Origin of the sequence: Agrobacterium sp. (assembly GCF_032092815.1) — a bacterium.
Classification (GTDB): Bacteria; Pseudomonadota; Alphaproteobacteria; order Rhizobiales; family Rhizobiaceae; genus Agrobacterium.
Genome location: NZ_DAMDBP010000056.1, coordinates 1 through 21515, shown reverse-complemented (window position 1 = coordinate 21515; position 21515 = coordinate 1). Strand labels below are relative to the sequence as shown.

The window sequence follows — 21515 nt, the reverse complement described above, 5'->3', positions numbered from 1 at the left end:
TTCGCGTTTCTATGAAGGCCGTTACATTCAGGGTCAGATCGCTGCGAAGATGTCGCAGAAAGGCCTTGCAGGTTACATCGCGTCCTTCCCGATCCCGGAAGTTGTAATGGGCATTGACGCCTTCGTTCTCGGCGCACAGTCCGTGAACCCAGAATTCAAGGTGAAGGTTGTTTGGGCCAACACCTGGTTTGACCCAGGCAAGGAAGCCGACGCTGCCAAGGCACTGATCGACCAGGGTGTCGACATTCTGACCCAGCACACCGACACCACAGCTCCAATGCAGGTTGCGACCGAGCGTGGCATCAAGGCATTCGGCCAGGCTTCCGACATGATCAAGGCTGGTCCTGAAACCCAGCTGACCGCGATCGTCGACACCTGGGGCGCTTATTACATCAAGCGCACGCAGGACCTGCTGGATGGCAAGTGGAAGTCTGAATCGGTTTGGGACGGCCTGAAGGATGGCATCCTGACCATGGCGCCTTACACAAACATGCCTGAAGACGTGAAGAAGATGGCCGAAGAAACCGAAGCCAAGATCAAGTCTGGTGAACTGCATCCGTTCACTGGCCCGATCAAGAAGCAGGACGGTTCCGATTGGCTGAAGGACGGCGAAAAGGCTGAAGACGGCACGCTGCTCGGCCTCAATTTCTACGTTGCCGGCGTTGACGACAAGCTGCCGCAATAATCTGCCGCAGTCGTGAAACAGGAAAAGCCGCGCGGCATCAACGCGCGGCTTTTTTCAGATAAGCCCGAGACTTCGGGACTTTTGTACGGCTGGTGAGGCCGACGTTGCCGATTGCGGCCGGCCGGTTATTTCGTTTAGTTTTAATCTCAATTGTTGAAATTGCGTTTTTCTTGGCGTTGCTTGCGGCCTGATGTTACGAAGGAATCACGGTTTTGTGATCATCTGAATCGTTACAGGCGGGTTGTAGACCTGCCCGGCAATAGAAGTATCCAATAATAATAAATGGGGTTTGGTCTTTGGTTCGAGAAAATCTCGATAATGTCATGAAGGTGGCGCGTCCGCGCACAAGCCATGCACAGGTCGTTCACAAGCTGGGGCAGGGCATTGTTTCAGGTGAATTTTTGGCCGGTGAAATCCTGCCTGGAGATGCCGATCTGGTGGCACGCTTCAAGGTGTCGCGCACCATTTTGCGTGAGGCGATGAAAACCCTGACCGCCAAGGGCATGGTGGCACCAAAGGCAAGAATTGGCACGCGTGTAACCTCACGCGACAAGTGGAACATGTTCGACAGCGATGTGCTGCACTGGCATTTTGAGGCTGGCATCAACAAGGAGTTCCTGCTGCATCTCTACGACATGCGACAGGCCTTTGAACCCTTCGCCGCTTCGCTTGCGGCCAGCCGCGCCAGCCATGCGGACATTGCCCGGTTGGAAATGCTGGCAACCACCATGGGCGACCCTGCCTACAGCAAGGAAAAACGCGCCATTGCCGATATGGAGTTCCATATCATGCTGGCGGAAGTGTCCGGCAATCCGTTCATGCGCACGGTTGGCACGTTGATCCGTGCGTCGCTGACCGGCATTTTCCGCATGAGCAACCCGGAAACCGATCCCAACGAGATCGGTGATGTATCGCGCACCCATTTGCGGTTGGTCGAGGCGCTGCGTGCCAAAGATGCGACAAGCGCCCGCAAGCAGATGGAAACGCTGATCGAGAACGGTCGCAACCAGATCATGACCTTCGTCAATTCCCGCGCCAGCACCTGATATTTGCGGATAATCCACGTTTTGCTGCCATTTTTACGGGCGAAACGTGGATTTTCTTAAGGTGTGCGCTGTAACTCATTCTGCAAACGTATAAATACGGCAAACTGTTTGGAATTGAAGAAATGCTCGCCGGGCGGCGTGGCCGCCATGGCAGCGCGGAGGTTTTATGGAACGTAGTTGTCTTTCTGTCATTCTGGCTGCGGGCGAAAGCACGCGCATGAAATCCTCCATGTCGAAGGTTCTGCATCCGGTCGCGGGCCGGGCGATGATTGCCCATGTCATGCAGGCGGTTGCAGGTGCCGGCGTCAGTGCGGCCGCACTGGTGGTTGGCCGTGATGCGGACAATGTGACAAAAGCGGCACAGCGGCCTGACGTGCAGGTGGAAGCCTTCTTCCAGAAAGAACGCCTTGGTACTGGCAACGCCGTGCTGGCGGCAAAGGATGCCATCGAGCGCGGTTACGACGATATTCTGATTGCTTACGGCGATGTGCCGCTGTTGACATCTGAGACGCTGAATGCGGCACGCGCGGAACTGGCGCAGGATGTTGATGTTGTGGTCATTGGTTTCCACACGGCCAACCCAACCGGTTACGGCCGTCTGCTGGTGGAAAATGGTGAGCTGGTTGCCATCCGCGAGGAAAAGGACGCAACCGACGAGGAACGCAAGGTTACCTGGTGTAATAGCGGCCTGATGGCGATCAAGGGTGCCAAGGCGCTCGACCTGTTGAACCGCATTGGCAACAACAATGCCAAGGGCGAATATTACCTGACCGACATCGTGGAAGTTGCCCGCTCGCTCGGTGGCAAGACCGTTGCCATCGATGCACCGGAAACCGAACTGACCGGCTGTAACAACCGCGCGGAACTGGCCTATATCGAGCGTCTGTGGCAGGAGCGTCGCCGCAACGAGCTGATGATTTCCGGCGTGTCGATGATTGCGCCGGAAACCGTTTTCCTGTCCTGGGATACGGTGATTGGCCAGGATGCGTTGATCGAGCCGAATGTGGTGATTGGACCCGGCGTGACCATTGAAGGTGGCGCAGTCATCCACGCATTTTCGCATCTGGAAGGTGCTTACGTCAGCGCCGGTGCGACGGTTGGCCCATATGCGCGGCTGCGCCCCGGCGCCAATCTGGCCGCAGATGCCAAGGTCGGCAATTTCTGTGAGGTCAAGAAGGCCGAGATCGGTGCTGGCGCCAAGGTCAACCACCTGACCTATATTGGCGACGCGTTCGTTGGCGCTGGCAGCAACATTGGTGCCGGTACGATTACCTGCAACTATGACGGTATCAACAAACACGAAACCAGAATCGGTGAGGGTGCCTTTATCGGTTCCAACTCGTCGCTGGTGGCGCCAGTCAGCATTGGTGACGGCGCCTATGTGGCGTCGGGCAGCGTGATTACTGCAGATGTGCCTGAGGATGCGCTGGCGCTTGGCCGTGCGCGCCAGGAGATCAAGGAAGGTCGTGCCACGGTTATTCGTGAGCGGGCCAAGGCACTTAAGGCTGAAAAGAGTAAGAAGGCCTGACCTTCGTTACCGGCCGAAACCGAAAGTGACCGGCGACGGAATTGCGGATTTCCGCGAAATGATTAGGACTGGCGGCCATGGAAGTGCCGTATGGAGAATTGCATGTGCGGAATTGTCGGAATTGTCGGAACACAGCCGGTATCGGAGCGTCTGGTCGATGCGCTGAAGCGGCTTGAATATCGTGGATATGATTCTGCCGGTGTCGCAACCATTGATAATGGTGTGATGGCGCGTCGCCGCGCCGAGGGCAAACTGTTCAATCTTGAAAAGCGTCTGGCTGACGAGCCTCTGCCTGGCAAGACAGGCATTGCCCACACCCGTTGGGCAACCCACGGCGTGCCGAACGAAACCAACGCTCACCCGCATTTCATCGATGGTGTGGCGGTTGTTCATAACGGCATCATTGAGAACTTCTCCGAGCTGCGTGACGAACTTTCCGCCGAAGGCGCCGTGTTCACTACCCAGACCGATACGGAAGTTGTGGCGCAGCTGCTGGCCAAGTTTACCCGCGAGGGCCTTGGCCACCGCGAAGCGATGCTGGCCATGCTGAACCGCGTGACTGGCGCCTACGCACTGGTCGTGATGTTCCAGGATGATCCGAACACGCTGCTGGCTGCGCGTTTTGGACCGCCGCTTGCGGTTGGTTACGGCAAGGGCGAAATGTTCCTCGGTTCAGACGCCATTGCGCTGTCGCCGTTCACCAATGAAATCAGCTATCTCGTGGATGGTGACTGTGCCATCGTCACGCACAAGGGTGCTGAAATCACCGATTTCTCTGGCAAGCCGGTCACCCGTGCGCGCCAGATTTCGCAGGCAACCGCTTATGTCGTGGACAAGGGCAACCACCGCCACTTCATGGAAAAGGAAATCTACGAGCAGCCTGAGGTGATTTCGCATGCGCTGAGCCACTATGTGGACTTTGCTGCTGGCGCCATCAAGCCAATCGATCCTGCTATCGATTTCTCCAAGGTGTCCAGCCTTGCCATCTCCGCTTGCGGTACGGCCTATCTCTCCGGTCTGGTTGGCAAATACTGGTTTGAGCGTTATGCGCGCCTGCCGGTTGAAATCGACGTGGCCTCCGAGTTCCGTTACCGCGAAATGCCATTGTTGCCGACACAGGCCGCGCTGTTCATTTCGCAGTCCGGTGAAACGGCCGACACACTGGCCTCGTTGCGTTACTGCAAGGATGCCGGCCTGAAAATTGGCGCAGTGGTCAACGTCAAGGAATCGACGATTGCGCGCGAATCCGACGCGATCTTCCCGATCCTTGCCGGTCCGGAAATCGGTGTTGCCTCGACCAAGGCCTTCACCTGCCAGCTGGCGGTGCTTGCTTCGCTTGCGGTTGCCGCCGGCAAGGCCCGGGGCACCATCACGCCAGAGCAGGAAAAGGAAATCGTCAAACATCTCATCGAGATGCCGCGCGTGATGAGCAGCATTCTCAACAGCATCCAGCCGCAGATCGAAGGCCTGTCGCGTGATCTCTCGCGCTTCAAGGACGTTCTTTATCTCGGCCGTGGCACCAGCTTCCCGCTGGCGCTGGAAGGTGCGTTGAAGCTGAAGGAAATTTCCTACATCCACGCGGAAGGTTATGCCGCCGGTGAGCTGAAACATGGCCCGATTGCGCTGATCGACGAAAACATGCCTGTCATCGTCATTGCACCGTTTGACCGGTTCTTTGAAAAGACCGTGTCCAACATGCAGGAAGTGGCAGCGCGTGGCGGCAAGATCATTTTCATCACCGATGAAAAGGGTGCTGCGGCCTCCAAGCTGCCGACCATGGCAACGATCACTCTGCCGAATGTCGATGAAATCATCACGCCAATGGTGTTTTCGCTGCCGATCCAGCTTTTGGCCTACCACACCGCCGTGTTCATGGGCACGGATGTGGACCAGCCGCGCAACCTTGCCAAATCGGTGACGGTTGAATGATCATTCGTCCGGAAACGCCAGCTGATGCCGAGGCGATCTCCGCTGTCACGCAAGCGGCGTTTCTGGAAGCGGAACACAGTGATCAGACCGAGCATCTGATCATTGATCGGCTGCGGGCGGCAGACGCCCTCAGCATCTCTCTGGTCGCCGAAGACAGTGAAGGCATTGTTGGCCACATTGCCTTTTCGCATGTCCGCGTGGAGCATGGTGAAGGTAGTTGGTACGGACTTGGCCCGCTGTCCGTTGCTCCGGACAGACAGGGGCAGGGCATTGGCAGCCGTCTGGTAAAGGCGGGGCTGGATATGCTGGAACGCATGCAGGCCGCAGGTTGTGTTGTGGCGGGTGATCCCGACTATTATGGCCGCTTCGGATTTCTCAATTCCGAGGCACTGAACACCGACGGCATACCTAACGAATATTTCATGTTCCTCAGCTTGCATGGCAGCAAGCCATCCGGCATTGTGCATTACCATCCGGGTTTTTACGGCGATGTCGGCACCTGACCGCCAACAAGACATTGCCGCCACAAAATGAATGAGTAATGGCCGACAACCCCTTAAAGATCTCGTTTGCCTCACGTATCAGGAACAATTTTCTGACGGGCGTCATCATACTTGCGCCGGTGGCCATAACCATCTGGATTGTCTGGTCTTTCCTGCAATGGGCCGATAGCTGGGTCAAACCCTATATTCCGGCGCGTTATGACCCGGAACAATATTTCGACATTGCCATTCCAGGCTTTGGCCTGCTGATTGCGATGATCGGTATCACCATCATCGGTTTCCTCGGCAACAACCTGATTGGCAAATGGGTGGTCGGTTTTGGCGAATCCGTCATGAACCGCATGCCGCTGGTGCGCCCGGTCTATAAAAGCCTCAAGCAGATCTTCGAATCCGTTTTGAAGGAGCATTCCAGCTCGTTCAAGAAGGTCGGCATGATCGAGTTTCCCTCGTCTGGTACCTGGGCGATGGTGTTTGTGGCGTCTGACGCCAAGGGCGAACTGGCCTACCGTTTCAACGAGATGGGCCAGGAAATGGTGGCGGTGTTCTTGCCACCAACGCCGGTGCCAACGGCGGGTTTTTTGCTGTTTGTGCCGAAAGACAAGATCATCATGCTCGACATGACGCCGGAAGACGGCGCCAAGCTGCTGATCTCGGGCGGTCTGGTTGCCCCTGACTTCAAGCTGCCGGGGTAGCCAGTTCCCCCTACGTCATTCTCGGGCTTGTCCCGAGAATCCAACCACCTCGCGATTTTGGTGGACGGCTTAGATCCTCGCCACAAGGGCGAGGATGACGCAACGGCCCTCATTTCTGTGCTCGTCACAGAAATCCAGTCAGCCCCAGTCTTGGGGCTGGAAAGATGTCTTTTGACGCACAGACGCGCGTCTGCTGGATCCCTGTGACAAGCACAGGGAAGAGGAGGTTGGGGTTGAGGTCGAGCTACATACGATCGCATCATCGTGCGAGACCCAAACTCGACGTCATTCTCGGGCTTGTCCCGAGAATCTAATCACGTTGCATATTTGGCGCGGGCTTAGATCCTCGCCACAAGGGCGAGGATGACGGTGAGAAAATGGTTCGCTCATCGACCTTGGATCAGAGTGCAGATGGCGCCTCAACGGTCCTCATTTCTGTGCTTGATACAGAAATCCAGTCGACGCGCGTCTGCGCGGCGGAAAGGGTCTTTTCATCCCCAGGACTGGGGATGACTAGATTCCCGTGACAAGCACGGGAATGAGGGAGGGCTAGTAATTACGTATTGGTGTCCCTTGCCGGAATCGAACCACCCGCTCACGAGTAATCATCCTCGTCATAGCTATTGTCATTGTCCTGTTCAGCCCGGTCGATGCTGGAGGAATAAAACACCGGCACGAACATGCGCATATAGACGAATTTTACCGTCCAGCCTTCGTCCTGCGCCTCTTTCCATTGTTTCTTGCGTTTCTTTTTCTTGCGAAATTTGGACGCAATGGCCTTGCCTTCCGTGTGGCGGAAGCTGTCCGGTTGCAGGATGTTATCCGGCGAACAAAGGGCGTAGCCCTTGGTATAGGCCGATGGCGGTCTGGTATCTCTAGTCATGATGTCTTTCCTGACATTACCCTGCATGCAGGAAACGAATGGCCTCGTCGCGGCGGTAGAGATAAAGCAGAACCCGCAGGTTCTGGCCGCGCGGGCTGGTAAGCTCCGGGTCGCGCTCTATCATATAGGCGGCGTCCTTGCGGGCAATTTCCAGCAAATCGGCATGGGCCTCGAGGCTGGCGATCTTGAAACCCGGTGTGCCGGACTGGCGGGTGCCCAGCAGTTCGCCTTCGCCGCGCAGTTTCAGGTCTTCCTCGGCAATCAGAAAGCCGTCTTCACTGTCACGCAGGATGGAAAGGCGTGCCTTGCCGGTTTCACCCAGCGGCCCCTTGTAAAGCAGAATGCAGGTGGAGGCTTCATCACCACGTCCAACACGGCCGCGCAGCTGGTGAAGCTGGGCAAGGCCGAAACGTTCGGCATGTTCAATGACCATGATGGTGGCGTCGGGCACATCAACACCCACTTCCACGACAGTGGTGGCGACCAGCAAACGGGTTTCGCCATTCTTGAAGGCCATCATGGCGGCATCCTTGTCTGCGCCATTCAGCCGGCCGTGAATGAGGCCGATTGGCGCGCCAAGCGCCTTGGAAAGCACGCCGTGGCGTTCCTCGGCCGACATAAGGTCGACTTCTTCGGATTCTTCGACCAGCGGGCAGATCCAGTAAGCCTTTTTGCCGTCAGACAGCGCCTTGCGCAGCCTGTCTATAATATCGCCCAAACGTTCGGTCGGGATGGTCACGGTCTGGATGGGTTTGCGACCGGCCGGTTTTTCGGTGAGCTTTGACACATCCATGTCGCCAAAGGCGGCCAGCACCAGCGTGCGGGGAATGGGGGTGGCGGTCATAACAAGCATATGCGGCGTGATGCCCTTGGCGGTGAGCCGCAGGCGCTGATGCACGCCAAAACGATGCTGCTCATCGACCACCGCCAGCAGCAGGTTCTTGTAGCTGACGCTATCCTGAAACAGTGCGTGGGTGCCGATGATGATCTGCGCCTCGCCAGAGGCAATACGTTCCTCGATCGCCTGGCGTTCCTTGCCCTTGGTGCGGCCGGTCAGAACCTCGACCGTAATATTGGCGGCAGCGGCGAACCTCGAAATTGTGGCGTGATGCTGACGGGCGAGAATTTCGGTCGGGGCCATCAGCACCGCCTGTCCACCGGCCTCAACCACCGTTGCCATGGCCATCAGCGCCACAAGGGTTTTGCCGGCACCGACGTCACCCTGCAACAGGCGCAACATTCTGGTATCACCGGCCATGTCTTTCAGGATGTCCTCGATCGCCGCCTTCTGGCTGTTGGTCATGGAAAAGGGCAAGGCATGCAGGATGCGGGCGGCCATGTCGCCCTTCACGACGACAGGGTTGCCAGCCACCTTGCGCAGCCTTTGGCGCACCAGGGTCAGCGAAAGCTGTCCGGCCAGAAATTCGTCATAGGCCAGCCGGCGGCGGCTGATCGACTGCGGATCGATATCCAGCCCATCGCGCGGGTCATGCAGCAGGCGGAAACTTTCTTTGGCGTCATGAAAACCCTGCCGCAGCATCAGGGTTTCGTCGATCCATTCCGGCAGTTCGGGCAGGCGGGTTACGGCGGTATCGATCGACTTGCGCAGCACCTTGGGTGACAGGCCTGCGGTCAGCGGATAAACCGGTTCGATCAGTGGCAGATTTTCTGCCTCCGAGGCTTTGACCATGAAATCCGGATGCACCATGGAGGCGCGGCCGTTAAACCAGTCGACCTTGCCGCTGATCAGCACCTCTTCGTCAATCGGCAGCGCCTTCATCAGCCAGTCGCCCTTGGCGTGGAAAAAGGTCAGCGCCAGTTCGCCGGTGTCATCATGGATGAACACGCGGTAGGGAACCGAGCGGTTGCCCGGTGGCGGCGGCTGGTGGCGGTCCACACGTCCCTTGATGGTGACAATGGAGCCGGTCGGTGCCAGCGCAATGCCGGGCTGGTTTCTGCGGTCGATCACGCCAGAGGGAGCGTGGAACAGGAGGTCAATGACACGGCAATCATCGGCGTTTTCGCGGCCCAGCAGTCTGGCCAGCAGATCGGCCAGTTTCGGGCCAACGCCCTGAAGTGTCGAGACAGATGCAAACAGGGGATCAAGCAGTGTTGGGCGCATGGCGGCAAAATCGGGGAAGGTGTCACGCAATGCAAGGGCCGCCAGCCGATAAACAGCGTTTTTTTACCGACAGTTTTGCCGTGGCGTGCAAATAATTGCACAAAACAGGTTCCCAAACGTTCCTGTCCTGTTCTATAGGACATCGCAATAGACGAAGCAAAGATTGAAGGGCGCGCTGCAGTTTCAAGTCCGGCTGTTTTCCCGTGATGTTCTCCTCTACCTCCGGCCTGTCAAAAGCACGGGGTCTGAGGGTGGGTCTGGAACGGCAGATCAATGGACAAGACCCCTGCAGGCACGACCTTGACAGCAAAGGACAATGCGATGACAGGACTGGTGAGAAGCAGCGTGGACCTTGACGAGCGTCGCAGACGGATCCTTTACCGTTGCTGGCATCGCGGCATCCGCGAAATGGATCTGGTGCTTGGCCAGTTTGCCGAGGAAAATATCGCCGATCTCACGGATGAGCAGCTCGACGAGCTGGAGGTCATCATGGACGAGGAAGACAATGACCTCGTCAAGATGGTGACGGGCGCTCTGCCTGTGCCGGAACGGTTCCAGACCCCGCTTTTTGAACGCATTGCATCCTACCGCCCTGATTTTGACCCGGTAACACGCTGATAAGGGCAGGTTGCATGAACCGGTTTCATGCGTCACGCTTTAACTGTTTGTTTTTACGCATGTCGTTTCGCAAAAACGGATCTGTTTTTCTGCGGCCTGCGTCAAGTTTGTAAAGTAATACGCCATGATCCCCGGTTTTGACGCCAAGACAGTTCTTTCCTTCGACACATCCCTGACCATCGGCAACGTGCCGTCAGGCATGGAAGCGATGTTGCTTGCCGAGATGGCGCGCACCGGCCAGTCCGTTGCTTACGTAATGTCGGACGGGCAGCGTATTGCCGATCTTGAGCAGATGCTGGGTTTCGTGGCGCCTGACATTCCGGTGCTGACCCTGCCGGCCTGGGACTGCTTGCCCTATGACCGCGTGTCACCCAGTGCCGACACCTCGGCAAGACGGCTGGCCGCACTGTCCGGCCTGATCAGCCACGGCAAGAAACCGCACCCGGCCATCGTTCTCGTCACCGTCAATGCCATGCTGCAGAAGATGGCACCGCGCGACATCATTGAAAGCCTGGCGTTTTCGGCCAAGCCCGGCAACCAGATCCGCATGGATGACATTGCCGCGCGGCTGGAGCGCAACGGTTTTGACCGTGTCGCAACTGTGCGTGAAGTCGGCGAATTTGCCGTGCGCGGTGGCATTCTCGACGTGTTCGTTCCTGGCACGGAAGAGCCGGTGCGCCTGGACTTTTTTGGCGATACGCTGGAAAGCATCCGCACCTTCGATCCGGCCAGCCAGCGCACCATCGGGCAGGCGCGTTCGCTTGATCTGAACCCGATGAGCGAAGTGACGCTGACACCGGATACAATTGCCCGGTTCCGCAAAAATTACCTGTCGCTGTTTGGTGCCGCGACCCGCGACGACGCGCTTTATCAGGCCGTATCCGAAGGCCGCCGTTATGCCGGCATGGAACACTGGCTGCCGCTGTTTTACGAGCGGCTGGAAACGGCCTTTGATTATCTCGCCGGCTTCCGCATCGTCACCGACCATACGGCACGCGAGGCAGCCGCCGAACGCTCCAAGCTGGTGCTGGATTATTATGATGCCCGCCGCACGTCAGGCGAGACCAAGGGTTCCACGCAGGGTGCGCCCTACAAGCCGGTGTCTCCCGGCCAGCTTTATCTCGATGCCAAGGGTTTTGAGCAGACGCTGGATACGGTTAGCGCCATTCGCCTGACACCATTTAATGAACATGATGCGACCGGACGCCCGGTTGCAACGCTGGATGCCCATACCGGACCACGCTGGGCGCGTGCCAATGCTGAAAATGCTGAGGCAGAACGCGTCAACGTGTTTGACCTTGCCGTCAAGCATATTGCCGAGCGTCGTGCCAAGGGCTGGAAGGTGCTGATCACCGGCTGGTCCGAGGGCTCGCTTGACCGCCTGTTGCAGGTGCTGAACGAACATGGGCTTGAAAAGATCAAGCCGGTACAGGCGCTGAAAGAGGTCGAAAAACTCGGCAAGGGGGAGGCGGCCTCTGCGGTGCTCAGCCTCGAATCCGGCTTTGAAACCGGCAATCTCGCCGTCATTGGCGAGCAGGATATTCTCGGCGACCGTATGGTGCGCCGTTCCAAGCGCCGCAAGCGGGCCGCCGACTTCATTTCGGAAGTCGCAGGTCTCGATGAGGGATCGCTGGTCGTTCACGCCGAACATGGTATTGGCCGGTTTGTTGGCCTTCGCACCATCGAGGCGGCAGGTGCGCCGCGCGACTGCCTTGAGCTGCATTATGCCGATGAGGCCAAGCTGTTCCTGCCGGTTGAAAACATCGACCTGCTGTCACGCTACGGATCGGACGCCGCAGAAGCACATCTGGACAAGTTGGGCGGTGGCGCCTGGCAGATGCGCAAGGCCAAGCTCAAGAAACGCCTGCTTGACATGGCTGGCGATCTTATTCGCGTGGCGGCTGAACGCATGGTGCGCAAGGCGCCGGTGCTTGTGGCACCGGATGGTCTTTACGACGAGTTTGCGGCGCGTTTCCCCTATGATGAAACCGAAGACCAGCTGAACGCCATCGATTCCATCCGCGACGATCTTGGTCTTGGCCGGCCGATGGACCGCCTGATTTGCGGTGACGTGGGTTTTGGCAAGACAGAAGTTGCGCTGCGTGCTGCCTTCCTCGCCGCCATGAACGGCGTGCAGGTGGCGGTTGTCGTGCCAACCACGCTGTTGGCGCGCCAGCATTTCCGCACCTTCTCAGAGCGTTTCCGTGGCCTGCCGATCCGCGTGCAGCAGGCCTCTCGCCTTGTCGGCACCAAGGAACTGGCGCTGACCAAAAAGGAAGTGGCCGAGGGGAAGACGGATATCGTTGTCGGCACCCATGCGCTGCTCGGTCAGGGCATCAGCTTTGCCAATCTTGGCCTGCTGATCATCGACGAAGAGCAGCATTTCGGTGTCAAACACAAGGAACGTTTGAAGGAGCTGAAAGGCGACGTTCACGTTCTGACGCTGTCTGCGACGCCCATTCCGCGCACCTTGCAGCTGGCTATGACCGGCGTGCGCGAGTTGTCGCTGATCACCACGCCACCGGTGGATCGCATGGCGGTTCGTACCTTCATTTCGCCATTTGACGCGCTGGTTATCCGCGAAACTTTGATGCGCGAACATTACCGTGGCGGCCAGAGTTTCTATGTCTGCCCGCGTCTGGCTGACTTGGCGGACATTCATGCCTTCCTGCAATCGGATGTGCCGGAGCTGCGCGTTGCCGTCGCGCACGGCCAGATGCCAGCCGGTGAGCTGGAAGACATCATGAATGCCTTCTATGACGGCAAATATGATGTGCTGCTGTCTACCACCATCGTAGAATCCGGGCTTGATGTGCCAACCGCCAACACGCTGATCGTGCACCGTGCCGACATGTTTGGTCTGGCACAGCTTTACCAGCTGCGTGGCCGTGTCGGTCGCTCCAAGGTGCGCGCCTTTGCGCTGTTTACGCTTCCGGTTAACAAGGTGCTGACGGCCACTGCTGAGCGCCGGTTGAAGGTATTGCAGTCCCTCGACACGCTGGGTGCCGGCTTCCAGCTAGCCAGCCATGACCTTGACATTCGTGGTGCCGGCAACCTGCTGGGTGAAGAACAGTCCGGCCATATCAAGGAAGTCGGTTTCGAACTCTACCAGCAGATGCTGGAAGAAGCGGTTGCCGAAGTGAAGGGCGATGACGACGTGCAGGAAAGCGGCTGGTCGCCACAGATCTCGCTTGGCACATCGGTGATGATCCCCGAAAACTATGTGCCGGATTTGCATCTGCGCATGGCGCTTTACCGTCGCCTTGGCGAACTGACCGAGCTGTCGGAGATCGATGGTTTCGGCGCGGAGATGATCGACCGTTTCGGCCCATTGCCGAAGGAGGTACAGCACTTGCTCAAGGTGGTTTACATCAAGTCGCTGTGCCGTGTTGCCAATGTCGAAAAGCTGGATGCCGGCCCGAAGGGCGTTGTCGTGCAGTTCCGCAACCGCGAATTCCCGAACCCGGCCGGTCTGGTCGGTTACATCAGCAAGCAGGGATCGCTGGCCAAGATCAGGCCGGACCACAGCGTGTTCCTGACCCGCGACCTGCCAACGCCGGAAAAACGTCTGGCCGGTGCTGCCATGGTCATGACGCAGCTGGCAGAGCTGGCGAAGGGCTGAGACACTATCGGGGCAGGGTGGTCAGCACCTTGCCCGTCCGGTCCAGAACTTCGCCATCAGGCGGCAGCAGAATGGCGTCATCCTCGACGCCTTCCTTCGACGTCATCAGCCAGGCGTCGGGGTGCGTGTCGCGCAGGTGCAGCGGATTGAACCGCACAATGGTGCCAGCGGCATAGGTGTTGGCGCCAAACGTCGTATCCTTTGCCAAGGTCGCGCCGCTGATTTCATGCAGTTTTCGGTTTTCATCCAGCAAGATGCGCGGGCCGGTCAGTTCGAGCCCGTCAACCTGCACGGTTTTGCCCTGCCGCACGTCCAGCACCCAGCGGTCGGTATCGATAAAACCTGACGTGTAGACATTGCCAGTCGAGGTCCAGACTTCAGTGCCTGCTGGCAGGTCTATGCCATCTGCCATGTTACCTGCCGCCAGCACGCAGCGCTTGAAGGCTTTGATGCTGCCATCTTCCTGCACATCAAATTCCACTGGCGTTGTTGCCTGGCAGGTCCAGCCCTGCTGCTGCGTCGTGCCTTCGCCGACGACCCGCATATTATCCGGCGCAAAACCGGTGACATTGTAACTGTCGTCATATGTGATGGCGATGTAACGATCGACAGCCAGCGCGTTGATGCCGGCAATCTCGACCGTATGCGGGAAGGTGGCGCGGCCGAATGATTCCGGTTTCTGGGCAACCGCCAGGCGCAGCTTGGTGCCTTCGGGCATATCAATCTGGCCGATGCGCTCGCTGCTGGTCAGTGTCGGTGCAAAGTTTTTCTCGTGCTCTCTGTCGAGCGCGCGCATCTCCAGCGAAAAGGTCACGACATGGTAGAGGGTGAACAGGGCTGGAAAAGTCGTCAGGCCATAGAGTGCAAACCAGTGGTTTGCCCAGGGTTTCTGGCTTTTGCGGAAAAACAGCAACCAAATGGTCCAGACAAACCACACCAGCGTGGTGAGGAACAGCAGACCGACAATGGCGAGAAATTCGACGGAAGGAAGTGCGACGGGTATCATGACATGCCAGATGTGAACTATGCGCTGACCCTCAATCGAGGGAATGTCACTCTGGTTTAAACGTCATGCCCTGTGATTGCCAGCCATGGCAGGTTCAAGCCTGATGGCGGGACTTGAACCCCGAAACCACAGCGGGTTTCGGGGCACTGTACTCAAAGCAGGTTTTTACGCCTTGGTGTCGGTGTTTTCGGTTTCCGGCGTGATCGCCAGTGCGGCGTTCTGGTCGGCGGCAACGGAGCTTGGCAGCGGCGTGTGGCGCTGTTTTTCGCGGATCAGTGTGAGCATGCCGGACCCGATGATCAGCACGATGCCGCAGAGCATCCAGCTGTCGACATGGTCACCGAAGATCAGATAACCGAACAGGATCGCCCACAACATCTGGCTATATTGCGTCGGGCCAATGACGGTGGCTGGCGCATATTGCGCGGCATACATCAACAGTACGTTGGCAAGGGCGGCAAACAGGCCATATCCGGCCAGCCACAGCCATTGTTCGGCATTGGGCGGCTGGAAGTCCGGGATCATCGCCAGACCACAGATGAACAAGGCGCCGAGAACGCCAGCGCCATAAAGCGAAATGTTCTTTTCCGACGGGCCCATGGCGCGGAAGATGACGATGGAAAGCGCGCCGCTGAGGCCGCCGATGATCGCGCCGAGATGGCCGATCGACAGTTCACGGAAACCGGGGCGCAGAATGATCAATACGCCGACAAAACCGATGATGACAGCCGACCAGCGCTTGATGCCGACCTGTTCTTTCAAAAACACCACCGACATGATGGTGACGAAGGAGGGCAGCAGGAAGATCAGTGCAAAGGCTTCCGCCATCGACAGGTGGGTAAAGGCGGTGACGCTGCCGATGGAGCCGAGACCGGCCGAGACAAAACGCAAGAGCCACAAAGGGCGGTGGGTGGTGCGCATGATATCGCGCCACTGGTCATTGCGTTTTTTCAGGAATGGAAGGGCAGCCATACCGAACACGGCACCAAAAAAGGCCGATTCGATGGGGGAGATCTGCCCCTCGATCAATTTTACGCTGGCATCGCTCCAGGCGAATGCGGCGAAGGACGCAAAGGCAATAAGAATGCCTTTCAGTGTGCTGTCGAACACAGGATCAAACTCGAGTTTTTAAGTGCGGGGAGTGCCGACAGCGGGAGGTCTGGCGGTCAGTTCAATTCCCTATGAGCCTGCTCTTTGAGTTTTGCAATCTCTTTAAAAGCATTGACCAAAACATCCGCAGTTTGTGCACCGCTTATAGCGTACTGATGATCTACAATGAAAAATGGCACGCCATTAACGCCCATTTGCTGCGCTGCATCAATTTCGGCGACAATTGTGTCCTTGTCGGCGTCGGATGCCAGCAGCTTTTCAACCACCTTGCGGTCCATGCCAGCCTGCTCGGCAATGTCGAGAAGAACGGCGTGATCACCGACATTGCGACCCTCTTCAAAGTTGGCCTTGAACAGCAGGGAAATGACCTTGTCCTGCAATTCGCGGTTCTCGGAATGGGCCCAGAGTGCAAGGCGGTGCGCATCCAGCGTGTTGGGGCCGATCTTGATGGCCTCAAAGTCGAAGTTGATGCCAACTTCCTTGCCGAGATCGGTCAAAATGCCGTGGGCCTTGTCCATGCGGTCCTTGCCTCCAAGCTTCTTGGCCAGTTCAACCTGGTGGTCCACGCCTTCTGGCGGGTAATCTGGGTTGAGGCGGTAAGGACGCCAGTTGATGTCGATGCCGATCTCGTCCTGCACTTCGGCAATGGCCAGATCCAGCCGCGCCTTGCCGAGGTAGCACCATGGGCAGACCACATCCGAAACGATATCAATAGTAAGCCGCAGCATGGTGTTTCCTTACGTCAAAATTACAGTGTGGAGGCATTTATGCATTTCAACGCCGTCCTTCAACCAGTTACGTCGAGGTAACCAGTGGCACGGTGTCACGAGTTACTCCGGAGTAGCCAACGTTATTGCGCGCGTGCGTCCCACCAAACCGGCTTTTGATAACCGAACAGCGGGGTAACATCCGGTTTGGCCAGATATTTCCAGTGTGCCACCCATTGTGCACCGATGTAATACAGCGGAATGACATAATGGCCTGATACCAGCAGGCGGTCATAACCACGCACCGCAGCCTCAAAATCCTCAGTCGAGCGGGCCTGCAACAAGGCCTCGATCATGCGGTCAATGTCAGGATCGGCCGCTCCGGCATAATTGAAGCTGCCTTGAGCGTCGCGCGAGGTCGAATCCCAGCGGTTATATTGCTCGATGCCCGGCGACAGCGATGACGGGAAGGAGCGGATGATCATGTCATAATCAAAGGTATTGGACCGTGACTGGTACTGGCCGTCATCCACCGAGCGGATGGCCATGTTGACGCCAATCAGCCTCAGCGAACGCTGGAAAGCCAGCGCGATACGTTCCTGCGCCGGGTTCTGGGTCATTACCTCAAAGGCCAGTTGCCGGCCATTGGCATCAACCATGCGGCCATCGGTGATCTTGTAACCGGCCTCCTGCAACAGATCGACGGCCTTGCGCAGCACCTTGCGGTCAGCGCCCGAGCCGTCTGTGACCGGCATGGTGTAGGTGCCGGCCAGCAGTTCTGGCGACAGGCGCTTGGCGGCATCGCCCAGCAGCGCCAGTTCCTTTTCATCGGCCGGGTTGCCATAGGCACCCAGCGAGGAATTTTGCCAGTAGCTTTGCGTGCGGCTGAAAGCGCCGCCGAGAATGTTGCGGTTCAGCCATTCGAAATCCAGCACATAGGACAGGCCTTCACGCACCTTTTCATCAGCAAAGATCGGTTTGCGGGTGTTGAACACAAAACCGAACATGCCCGATGGCAGGCGCGGCTCGAACACTTCCTTCAACACGTCGCCGCGATTGGCGGCGGGGAAGTTGTAGGCCGAACCCCAATGGGACGAATCGGCATTGCCATTGATGGCGTCACCTTCCGGGTACATGTCGATATCGCCCTTCTTGAAGGCTTCGAACATGGCGGTGACCTGAAGAAAATAGGTGATGCTGATTTCGTCGTAATTATCAAAACCGACCTTTGAGGGCACATCCTTGCCCCAATAATTCGGGTCGCGTTCCCAGACGATGCGTTCACCCGGCCGCATGGATTTGATCTTGTAAGGGCCGGAACCAACCACCGGTCCAAGACCGGCGCGCTCAAAGGTTTCCGGATCAGTGGCATGTTTGGGCAGGATCGGCGTGGCGGAGGCCAGGATCAGGGGCGTTTCGCGGTTTGCCTTGTCGTTGAAGGTAAATCGCACGCCGTGTTCACCGACCTTTTCCATCTTTTCAACTGCTCTCAGGCGGTTGTTGAACGGCGGGCGGCCTTTTTCCTTCAACAGTTCAAGCGTGAACATCACGTCTTCCGGGGTTACCGGTTTGCCATCCTGCCAGCGCGCCTTGGGGTTGAGGTTGAACTGGGTGTAGGTGCGCTCCTCGTCCCATTCGACACTTTCGGCCAAAAGGCCGTAAAGCGAGAAGGGTTCGTCATTGGAACGCTGCATCAGCGGTTCGTATAAAAGATTGCCGAAATCCGGGTCCCAGACACCGCGTGCGGTGGTGCGCATGCCCTTGAGAACAAAGGGGTTGAGGCTGTCGAATGTGCCAACGACACCATAGGCAATTCGGCCACCCTTCTTGACGTCAGGGTTCACGTAAGGAAAGCTCTTGAAATCTGCGGGCAGGGCAGGTGTGCCGTGCATGGAAATGCCATGGACAGGTTCGGCCAGTGCTGCGCTGCTGAACAGCAGTACCGGGATGACAGCCATCAGGCATCTGCGCATTTCAATCTCCTATGCGGAAGTCGGTTGTCTGATTCCCGCGGAATTTACCACAGGCGTCAGTCTACAGACATGAATGGTCTGGAAATCTTAAGGCAGTCGTCAAAATTCTTAAAGAAAAGCTGGATATCGACGCTTTGCGCATGTAACAGGTGTGCCAGAATTGGTGGGTCACGCATTTGCCTCATTTGACAGACAGTTGAACGGGTAAGCGGATCGCGCCAACGACGGGCATAGGTTCAAAACTGACCCGACCGAATTTCAGGAGACGGAACTCTTATGATGTACAAGGCAAACAAGTTCACCCGGACAGCACTGTCCGCTCTCGTTCTTTCCATTGGTGCCGTTTCCGCCCCGGCCATTTCCCAGGCTCAGCAGGCTGCGGCTCCGGCTGGCGCACCGCCACTCGGCTGGTTCAAGACCTGCTCCAAGCAGGAAGACAACGATGTCTGCGTTGTTCAGAACGTTGTTCTGGCACAGAACGGCCAGATGATCACCGCTGTTGGCCTCATCAGCGTTGAAGGCAAGGTAAACCGCAAGATCCTGCAGGTTTCCGTACCGTCCGCACGTCTCATTCCGCCAGGCGTGATGATGCAGATCGATGGCGCCAAGGGCGTCAAGCTGGACTACGCCGTGTGCCTTCCAGACAAGTGCACCGCTGAAGTGCCGCTGACCGACGCGATGATCGCCAGCCTCAAGAAGGGCAACGAAGTTGTGTTCACCTCGATCAACTTCCGCCGCGCTCCAAACCCGATCAAGATTGCCCTGACCGGATTCACCGGCGCTTTTGATGGCGAAGCAATCTCGCAGTCGCAGCTGGCTGAAAGCCAGCGCACGCTGCAGGAAGGCATGCAGAAGAAGGCAGAAGAGGCTCGCAAGAAGCTGGAAGCTGCCCAGGAAGCTGCAAAGACTGCCCCTGCACAATAATTTCATCCATATGGATGGCGTGAAAAACCGGCCCCTGTGGCCGGTTTTTTTATGTGCGTTTTTTTGGGCGGGGCGTTGGGGTAGGCTTGGCACCATGCACTCGTCGTCATTCTCGGGCTTGTCCCGAGAATCTAATCACGTTGCATATTTGGCACCGGCTTAGATCCTCGCCACAGGGGCGAGGATGACGTTGGAGTGGTGTGTTGGGCCAGACCCCTCACTTGCGATTTCTAACACTTATGGCTTCGCGCGCTTCAACATGTTGAAATCGCTTTCTCTCCCACAAGGGAAGAGATGGGTGGATGCCGCACCGCTTGGCGCCTTACCTCTCCCCCTGTGGGAGAGGAAGAAAAATCATCGTCTTAGCTTGCTAAGTGATAGATTTTTCAGGTGAGGGGTTATGTTTTCTCCCCCGCGCGTCGCCAACAAAAAACCGGCCTTTAAGGCCGGTTCTTATGATTTAGTGAGACATGATCGGCTTGGGCTTCAAGTGGCCGCCGGAATCGGTGTCGAAGATCCGGGTGATGTTGGGATTGCGCAGCGGTTTTCCGCTGTCATCATGGATCAGGTTCTGTTCCGATACGTATGCGACATATTCCGTATCATCATTTTCGGCCAGCAAATGGTAAAAGGGCTGGTCGCGTTCAGGACGGATTTCCGCCGGTATCGAGTTCCACCATTCTTCCGTATTGGAAAATTCCGCATCGACGTCAAAAATGACGCCACGGAAAGGAAATATCCTGTGACGAACCACTTCTCCGATCGTGAATTTTGCATTTCTTTGCTTCATGGCTGAAACATCCTTTCGAAGAATAATTTGGGACGTCTTTGCGCAGATATCAAGTGTTTCCGGTTTTTGGGCCTTTCAAGCGACGCCCTGTTGGGGCTGTTGCAAGAATAACGCCAGACATGACCAGAACGATCCCAATGCCGTGATAGGTTTCGAAAGTCTCGGCAAGAAAAAGCCAGGCCAGAACAATGGAGATCGGTGGCATCAGATACAGCGTTACCCCCGCCGTGGTCGGGCCGAACACTCGCACCGTATGGGTAAAGCACAGGAATGCTGCCAGTGACGCGATCAGGATGATGCCACTCATTTTCAACCACGCGGTTGCGGTGACTGGCAGGCTGCCGCCTTGTGCAAACTCCACGACAGTCATTGGCAACAGCACCAGTGCGCCGGAGGCGGCAATCAGGCCGAACAGGCTGAAGGATTTCATGACATTGACTTCGCGCTTGCGCAGCAGCAGCGAATAGACGGCAAAGGCAATGGCGGCCATCAGGATGCCGAAGTCACCAAGATTGAAATCAAGATGCAGCAGTGCATCGAGATTACCCTTCAGCACGATGACGCCAACACCGGCAAAGGCAATGATCATGCCGGCCACTTCCAGCAGCCGGATCGGACGGTTCTGGAACATGCGCTGGAAGATGATGATGAACAGCGCCGATGTGGTGTAGATCAGCGTGCCATTGGCAGCAGATGTATAGGTGAGCGACCAGTAGACCACGCCGCCGCAGATGCCCATGCCGAGAAAACCGATGACCAGCCACAACAGGCTGTGGTCGCGGACAAAGGCGATGCAGGCCTTGCGATCGGCATAAACAAAGGGTGCCATGATCAACGCCGAGGCCGTCCAGCGAATGAAGGCGGTGGTAAAGGGCGAGACCTCACCGATGACACCGCGGCCAAAAATGATGTTGGTGGCAAAGCAGAGGGGCGCAAGGAGGAAGATGACCCAGTCGATTGGCCGGGGTTGCGAGGTGTCTGCTGTCATATGCGTATTCCAGTTCGGTCACCGTGGGCGGGCATGGCGCATGTTTGCGTGCCTGAACGGGTGACCCGAGATGTTGAAGTCATAAAAAACGGCGGCCCGTGAGCCGCCGCTTAAAAAAGAAATGCGCCAGCAGAGCCAGCGCATATCCAAAATCAAGCCGAGTAGTACATGTCGAATTCGACTGGATGCGGGGTCATTTCGAAACGCATGACTTCCTGCATCTTCAGCTCGATGAAGCTGTCGATCTGGTCGTCATCGAATACGCCGCCGGCGGTGAGGAACTTGCGATCCTTGTCGAGGCTTTCCAGCGCTTCACGCAGTGAGCCGCAAACGGTTGGGATCTTTTTCAGTTCCTTGGCAGGAAGGTCGTAAAGGTCCTTGTCCATTGG

General features: G+C 57.2%; 17 protein-coding genes and 1 pseudogene. 9 read left to right on the top strand and 9 right to left on the bottom strand.

Features of this window, described 5'->3' with window-relative positions; all coding sequences use genetic code 11:
- The 6 genes from RT613_RS21585 to RT613_RS21560 all read left to right on the top strand — a co-directional run.
- Positions 1–685: BMP family ABC transporter substrate-binding protein (locus RT613_RS21585; protein WP_313618435.1), on the top strand; the 685-nt coding region annotated here is incomplete at its 5' end.
- 323 nt (positions 686–1008) lie between these two features.
- Positions 1009–1731, top strand: coding sequence for a FadR/GntR family transcriptional regulator (locus tag RT613_RS21580; RefSeq protein WP_313618434.1), 723 nt, complete (start codon positions 1009–1011; stop codon positions 1729–1731).
- A gap of 166 nt (positions 1732–1897) precedes the next feature.
- Positions 1898–3259, top strand: a complete 1362-nt coding sequence (glmU, locus tag RT613_RS21575) for a bifunctional UDP-N-acetylglucosamine diphosphorylase/glucosamine-1-phosphate N-acetyltransferase GlmU (RefSeq protein ID WP_313618433.1) — start codon at positions 1898–1900, stop codon at positions 3257–3259.
- Between the two features lie 102 nt (positions 3260–3361).
- Positions 3362–5188, top strand: a complete 1827-nt coding sequence (gene glmS, locus RT613_RS21570; RefSeq protein ID WP_313618432.1) for a glutamine--fructose-6-phosphate transaminase (isomerizing) — start codon at positions 3362–3364, stop codon at positions 5186–5188.
- Positions 5185–5691 carry an N-acetyltransferase gene (locus tag RT613_RS21565; protein ID WP_313618431.1) on the top strand — a complete coding sequence of 169 codons (507 nt, stop codon included), beginning with the start codon at positions 5185–5187 and terminating at the stop codon, positions 5689–5691. The genes glmS and RT613_RS21565 overlap by 4 nt, the downstream gene beginning before the upstream one ends.
- Before the next feature lie 38 nt (positions 5692–5729).
- Positions 5730–6383: a DUF502 domain-containing protein gene (locus tag RT613_RS21560; protein WP_313618430.1), complete on the top strand. Its 654-nt coding sequence runs from the start codon at positions 5730–5732 to the stop codon at positions 6381–6383.
- 595 nt (positions 6384–6978) lie between these two features.
- Here RT613_RS21560 and RT613_RS21555 read toward each other — a convergent pair.
- Complete coding sequence (locus RT613_RS21555; protein WP_313618429.1) at positions 6979–7266, bottom strand: hypothetical protein; 288 nt, start codon at positions 7264–7266, stop codon at positions 6979–6981.
- 16 nt (positions 7267–7282) lie between these two features.
- Positions 7283–9388, bottom strand: a complete 2106-nt coding sequence (gene recG / locus RT613_RS21550) for an ATP-dependent DNA helicase RecG (protein ID WP_313618437.1) — start codon at positions 9386–9388, stop codon at positions 7283–7285.
- 321 nt (positions 9389–9709) lie between these two features.
- Between recG and RT613_RS21545 the strand changes: the two genes are divergently transcribed.
- Both RT613_RS21545 and mfd read left to right on the top strand, forming a co-directional pair.
- The gene (locus RT613_RS21545; RefSeq protein ID WP_313618436.1) at positions 9710–10006 is read left to right on the top strand and encodes a succinate dehydrogenase assembly factor 2; all 297 of its coding nucleotides are present in this window, start codon (positions 9710–9712) and stop codon (positions 10004–10006) included.
- Between the two features lie 124 nt (positions 10007–10130).
- A complete protein-coding gene (mfd, locus tag RT613_RS21540; protein ID WP_313618428.1) occupies positions 10131–13628 on the top strand; it encodes a transcription-repair coupling factor in 3498 nt (1165 codons plus the stop codon).
- Positions 13629–13632: 4 nt separating this feature from the next.
- Here the strand turns inward: mfd and RT613_RS21535 are convergent, their stop codons facing one another.
- The 4 genes from RT613_RS21535 to RT613_RS21520 form a co-directional block, all read right to left on the bottom strand.
- Positions 13633–14634 (bottom strand): hypothetical protein, encoded by a 1002-nt coding sequence (locus RT613_RS21535; RefSeq protein WP_313618427.1) that lies wholly within the window; start codon positions 14632–14634, stop codon positions 13633–13635.
- A gap of 165 nt (positions 14635–14799) precedes the next feature.
- Entirely contained in the window at positions 14800–15744 is a 945-nt protein-coding gene (locus RT613_RS21530; protein WP_313618426.1) for a DMT family transporter, read from the bottom strand.
- A gap of 56 nt (positions 15745–15800) precedes the next feature.
- The gene (locus RT613_RS21525; protein ID WP_313618425.1) at positions 15801–16472 is read right to left on the bottom strand and encodes a DsbA family oxidoreductase; all 672 of its coding nucleotides are present in this window, start codon (positions 16470–16472) and stop codon (positions 15801–15803) included.
- A gap of 122 nt (positions 16473–16594) precedes the next feature.
- Entirely contained in the window at positions 16595–18424 is a 1830-nt protein-coding gene (locus tag RT613_RS21520; RefSeq protein WP_313618424.1) for an extracellular solute-binding protein, read from the bottom strand.
- 276 nt (positions 18425–18700) lie between these two features.
- On the opposite strand from RT613_RS21520, the gene RT613_RS21515 reads away from it, so the two are divergent.
- Positions 18701–19348 carry an invasion associated locus B family protein gene (locus RT613_RS21515; RefSeq protein WP_313618423.1) on the top strand — a complete coding sequence of 216 codons (648 nt, stop codon included), beginning with the start codon at positions 18701–18703 and terminating at the stop codon, positions 19346–19348.
- A 460-nt stretch (positions 19349–19808) separates the two neighbouring features.
- Here RT613_RS21515 and hspQ read toward each other — a convergent pair whose 3' ends face one another.
- The 3 genes and pseudogenes from hspQ to glnA all read right to left on the bottom strand — a co-directional run.
- Entirely contained in the window at positions 19809–20138 is a 330-nt protein-coding gene (gene hspQ, locus RT613_RS21510; RefSeq protein ID WP_192490977.1) for a heat shock protein HspQ, read from the bottom strand.
- Positions 20139–20187: 49 nt separating this feature from the next.
- The gene (locus RT613_RS21505) at positions 20188–21126 is read right to left on the bottom strand and encodes a DMT family transporter (protein WP_313618422.1); all 939 of its coding nucleotides are present in this window, start codon (positions 21124–21126) and stop codon (positions 20188–20190) included.
- Positions 21127–21278: 152 nt separating this feature from the next.
- A pseudogene (gene glnA, locus RT613_RS21500) lies at positions 21279–21515 on the bottom strand (glutamine synthetase); the annotation flags it as partial.

Excerpts from the sequence above, each read along its gene's own strand:
- RT613_RS21505 (WP_313618422.1), bottom strand. The coding sequence starts at position 21,126 with ATGACAGCAGACACCTCGCAACCCCGGCCAATCGACTGGGTCATCTTC.
- RT613_RS21525 (WP_313618425.1), bottom strand. The coding sequence starts at position 16,472 with ATGCTGCGGCTTACTATTGATATCGTTTCGGATGTGGTCTGCCCATGG.
- glmU (WP_313618433.1), top strand. The coding sequence starts at position 1,898 with ATGGAACGTAGTTGTCTTTCTGTCATTCTGGCTGCGGGCGAAAGCACG.
- RT613_RS21580 (WP_313618434.1), top strand. The coding sequence starts at position 1,009 with ATGAAGGTGGCGCGTCCGCGCACAAGCCATGCACAGGTCGTTCACAAG.
- glmS (WP_313618432.1), top strand. The coding sequence starts at position 3,362 with ATGTGCGGAATTGTCGGAATTGTCGGAACACAGCCGGTATCGGAGCGT.
- RT613_RS21555 (WP_313618429.1), bottom strand. The coding sequence starts at position 7,266 with ATGACTAGAGATACCAGACCGCCATCGGCCTATACCAAGGGCTACGCC.
- recG (WP_313618437.1), bottom strand. The coding sequence starts at position 9,388 with ATGCGCCCAACACTGCTTGATCCCCTGTTTGCATCTGTCTCGACACTT.
- RT613_RS21545 (WP_313618436.1), top strand. The coding sequence starts at position 9,710 with ATGACAGGACTGGTGAGAAGCAGCGTGGACCTTGACGAGCGTCGCAGA.
- RT613_RS21565 (WP_313618431.1), top strand. The coding sequence starts at position 5,185 with ATGATCATTCGTCCGGAAACGCCAGCTGATGCCGAGGCGATCTCCGCT.
- hspQ (WP_192490977.1), bottom strand. The coding sequence starts at position 20,138 with ATGAAGCAAAGAAATGCAAAATTCACGATCGGAGAAGTGGTTCGTCAC.
- RT613_RS21535 (WP_313618427.1), bottom strand. The coding sequence starts at position 14,634 with ATGATACCCGTCGCACTTCCTTCCGTCGAATTTCTCGCCATTGTCGGT.
- mfd (WP_313618428.1), top strand. The coding sequence starts at position 10,131 with ATGATCCCCGGTTTTGACGCCAAGACAGTTCTTTCCTTCGACACATCC.
- RT613_RS21560 (WP_313618430.1), top strand. The coding sequence starts at position 5,730 with ATGGCCGACAACCCCTTAAAGATCTCGTTTGCCTCACGTATCAGGAAC.
- RT613_RS21515 (WP_313618423.1), top strand. The coding sequence starts at position 18,701 with ATGATGTACAAGGCAAACAAGTTCACCCGGACAGCACTGTCCGCTCTC.
- RT613_RS21520 (WP_313618424.1), bottom strand. The coding sequence starts at position 18,424 with ATGCGCAGATGCCTGATGGCTGTCATCCCGGTACTGCTGTTCAGCAGC.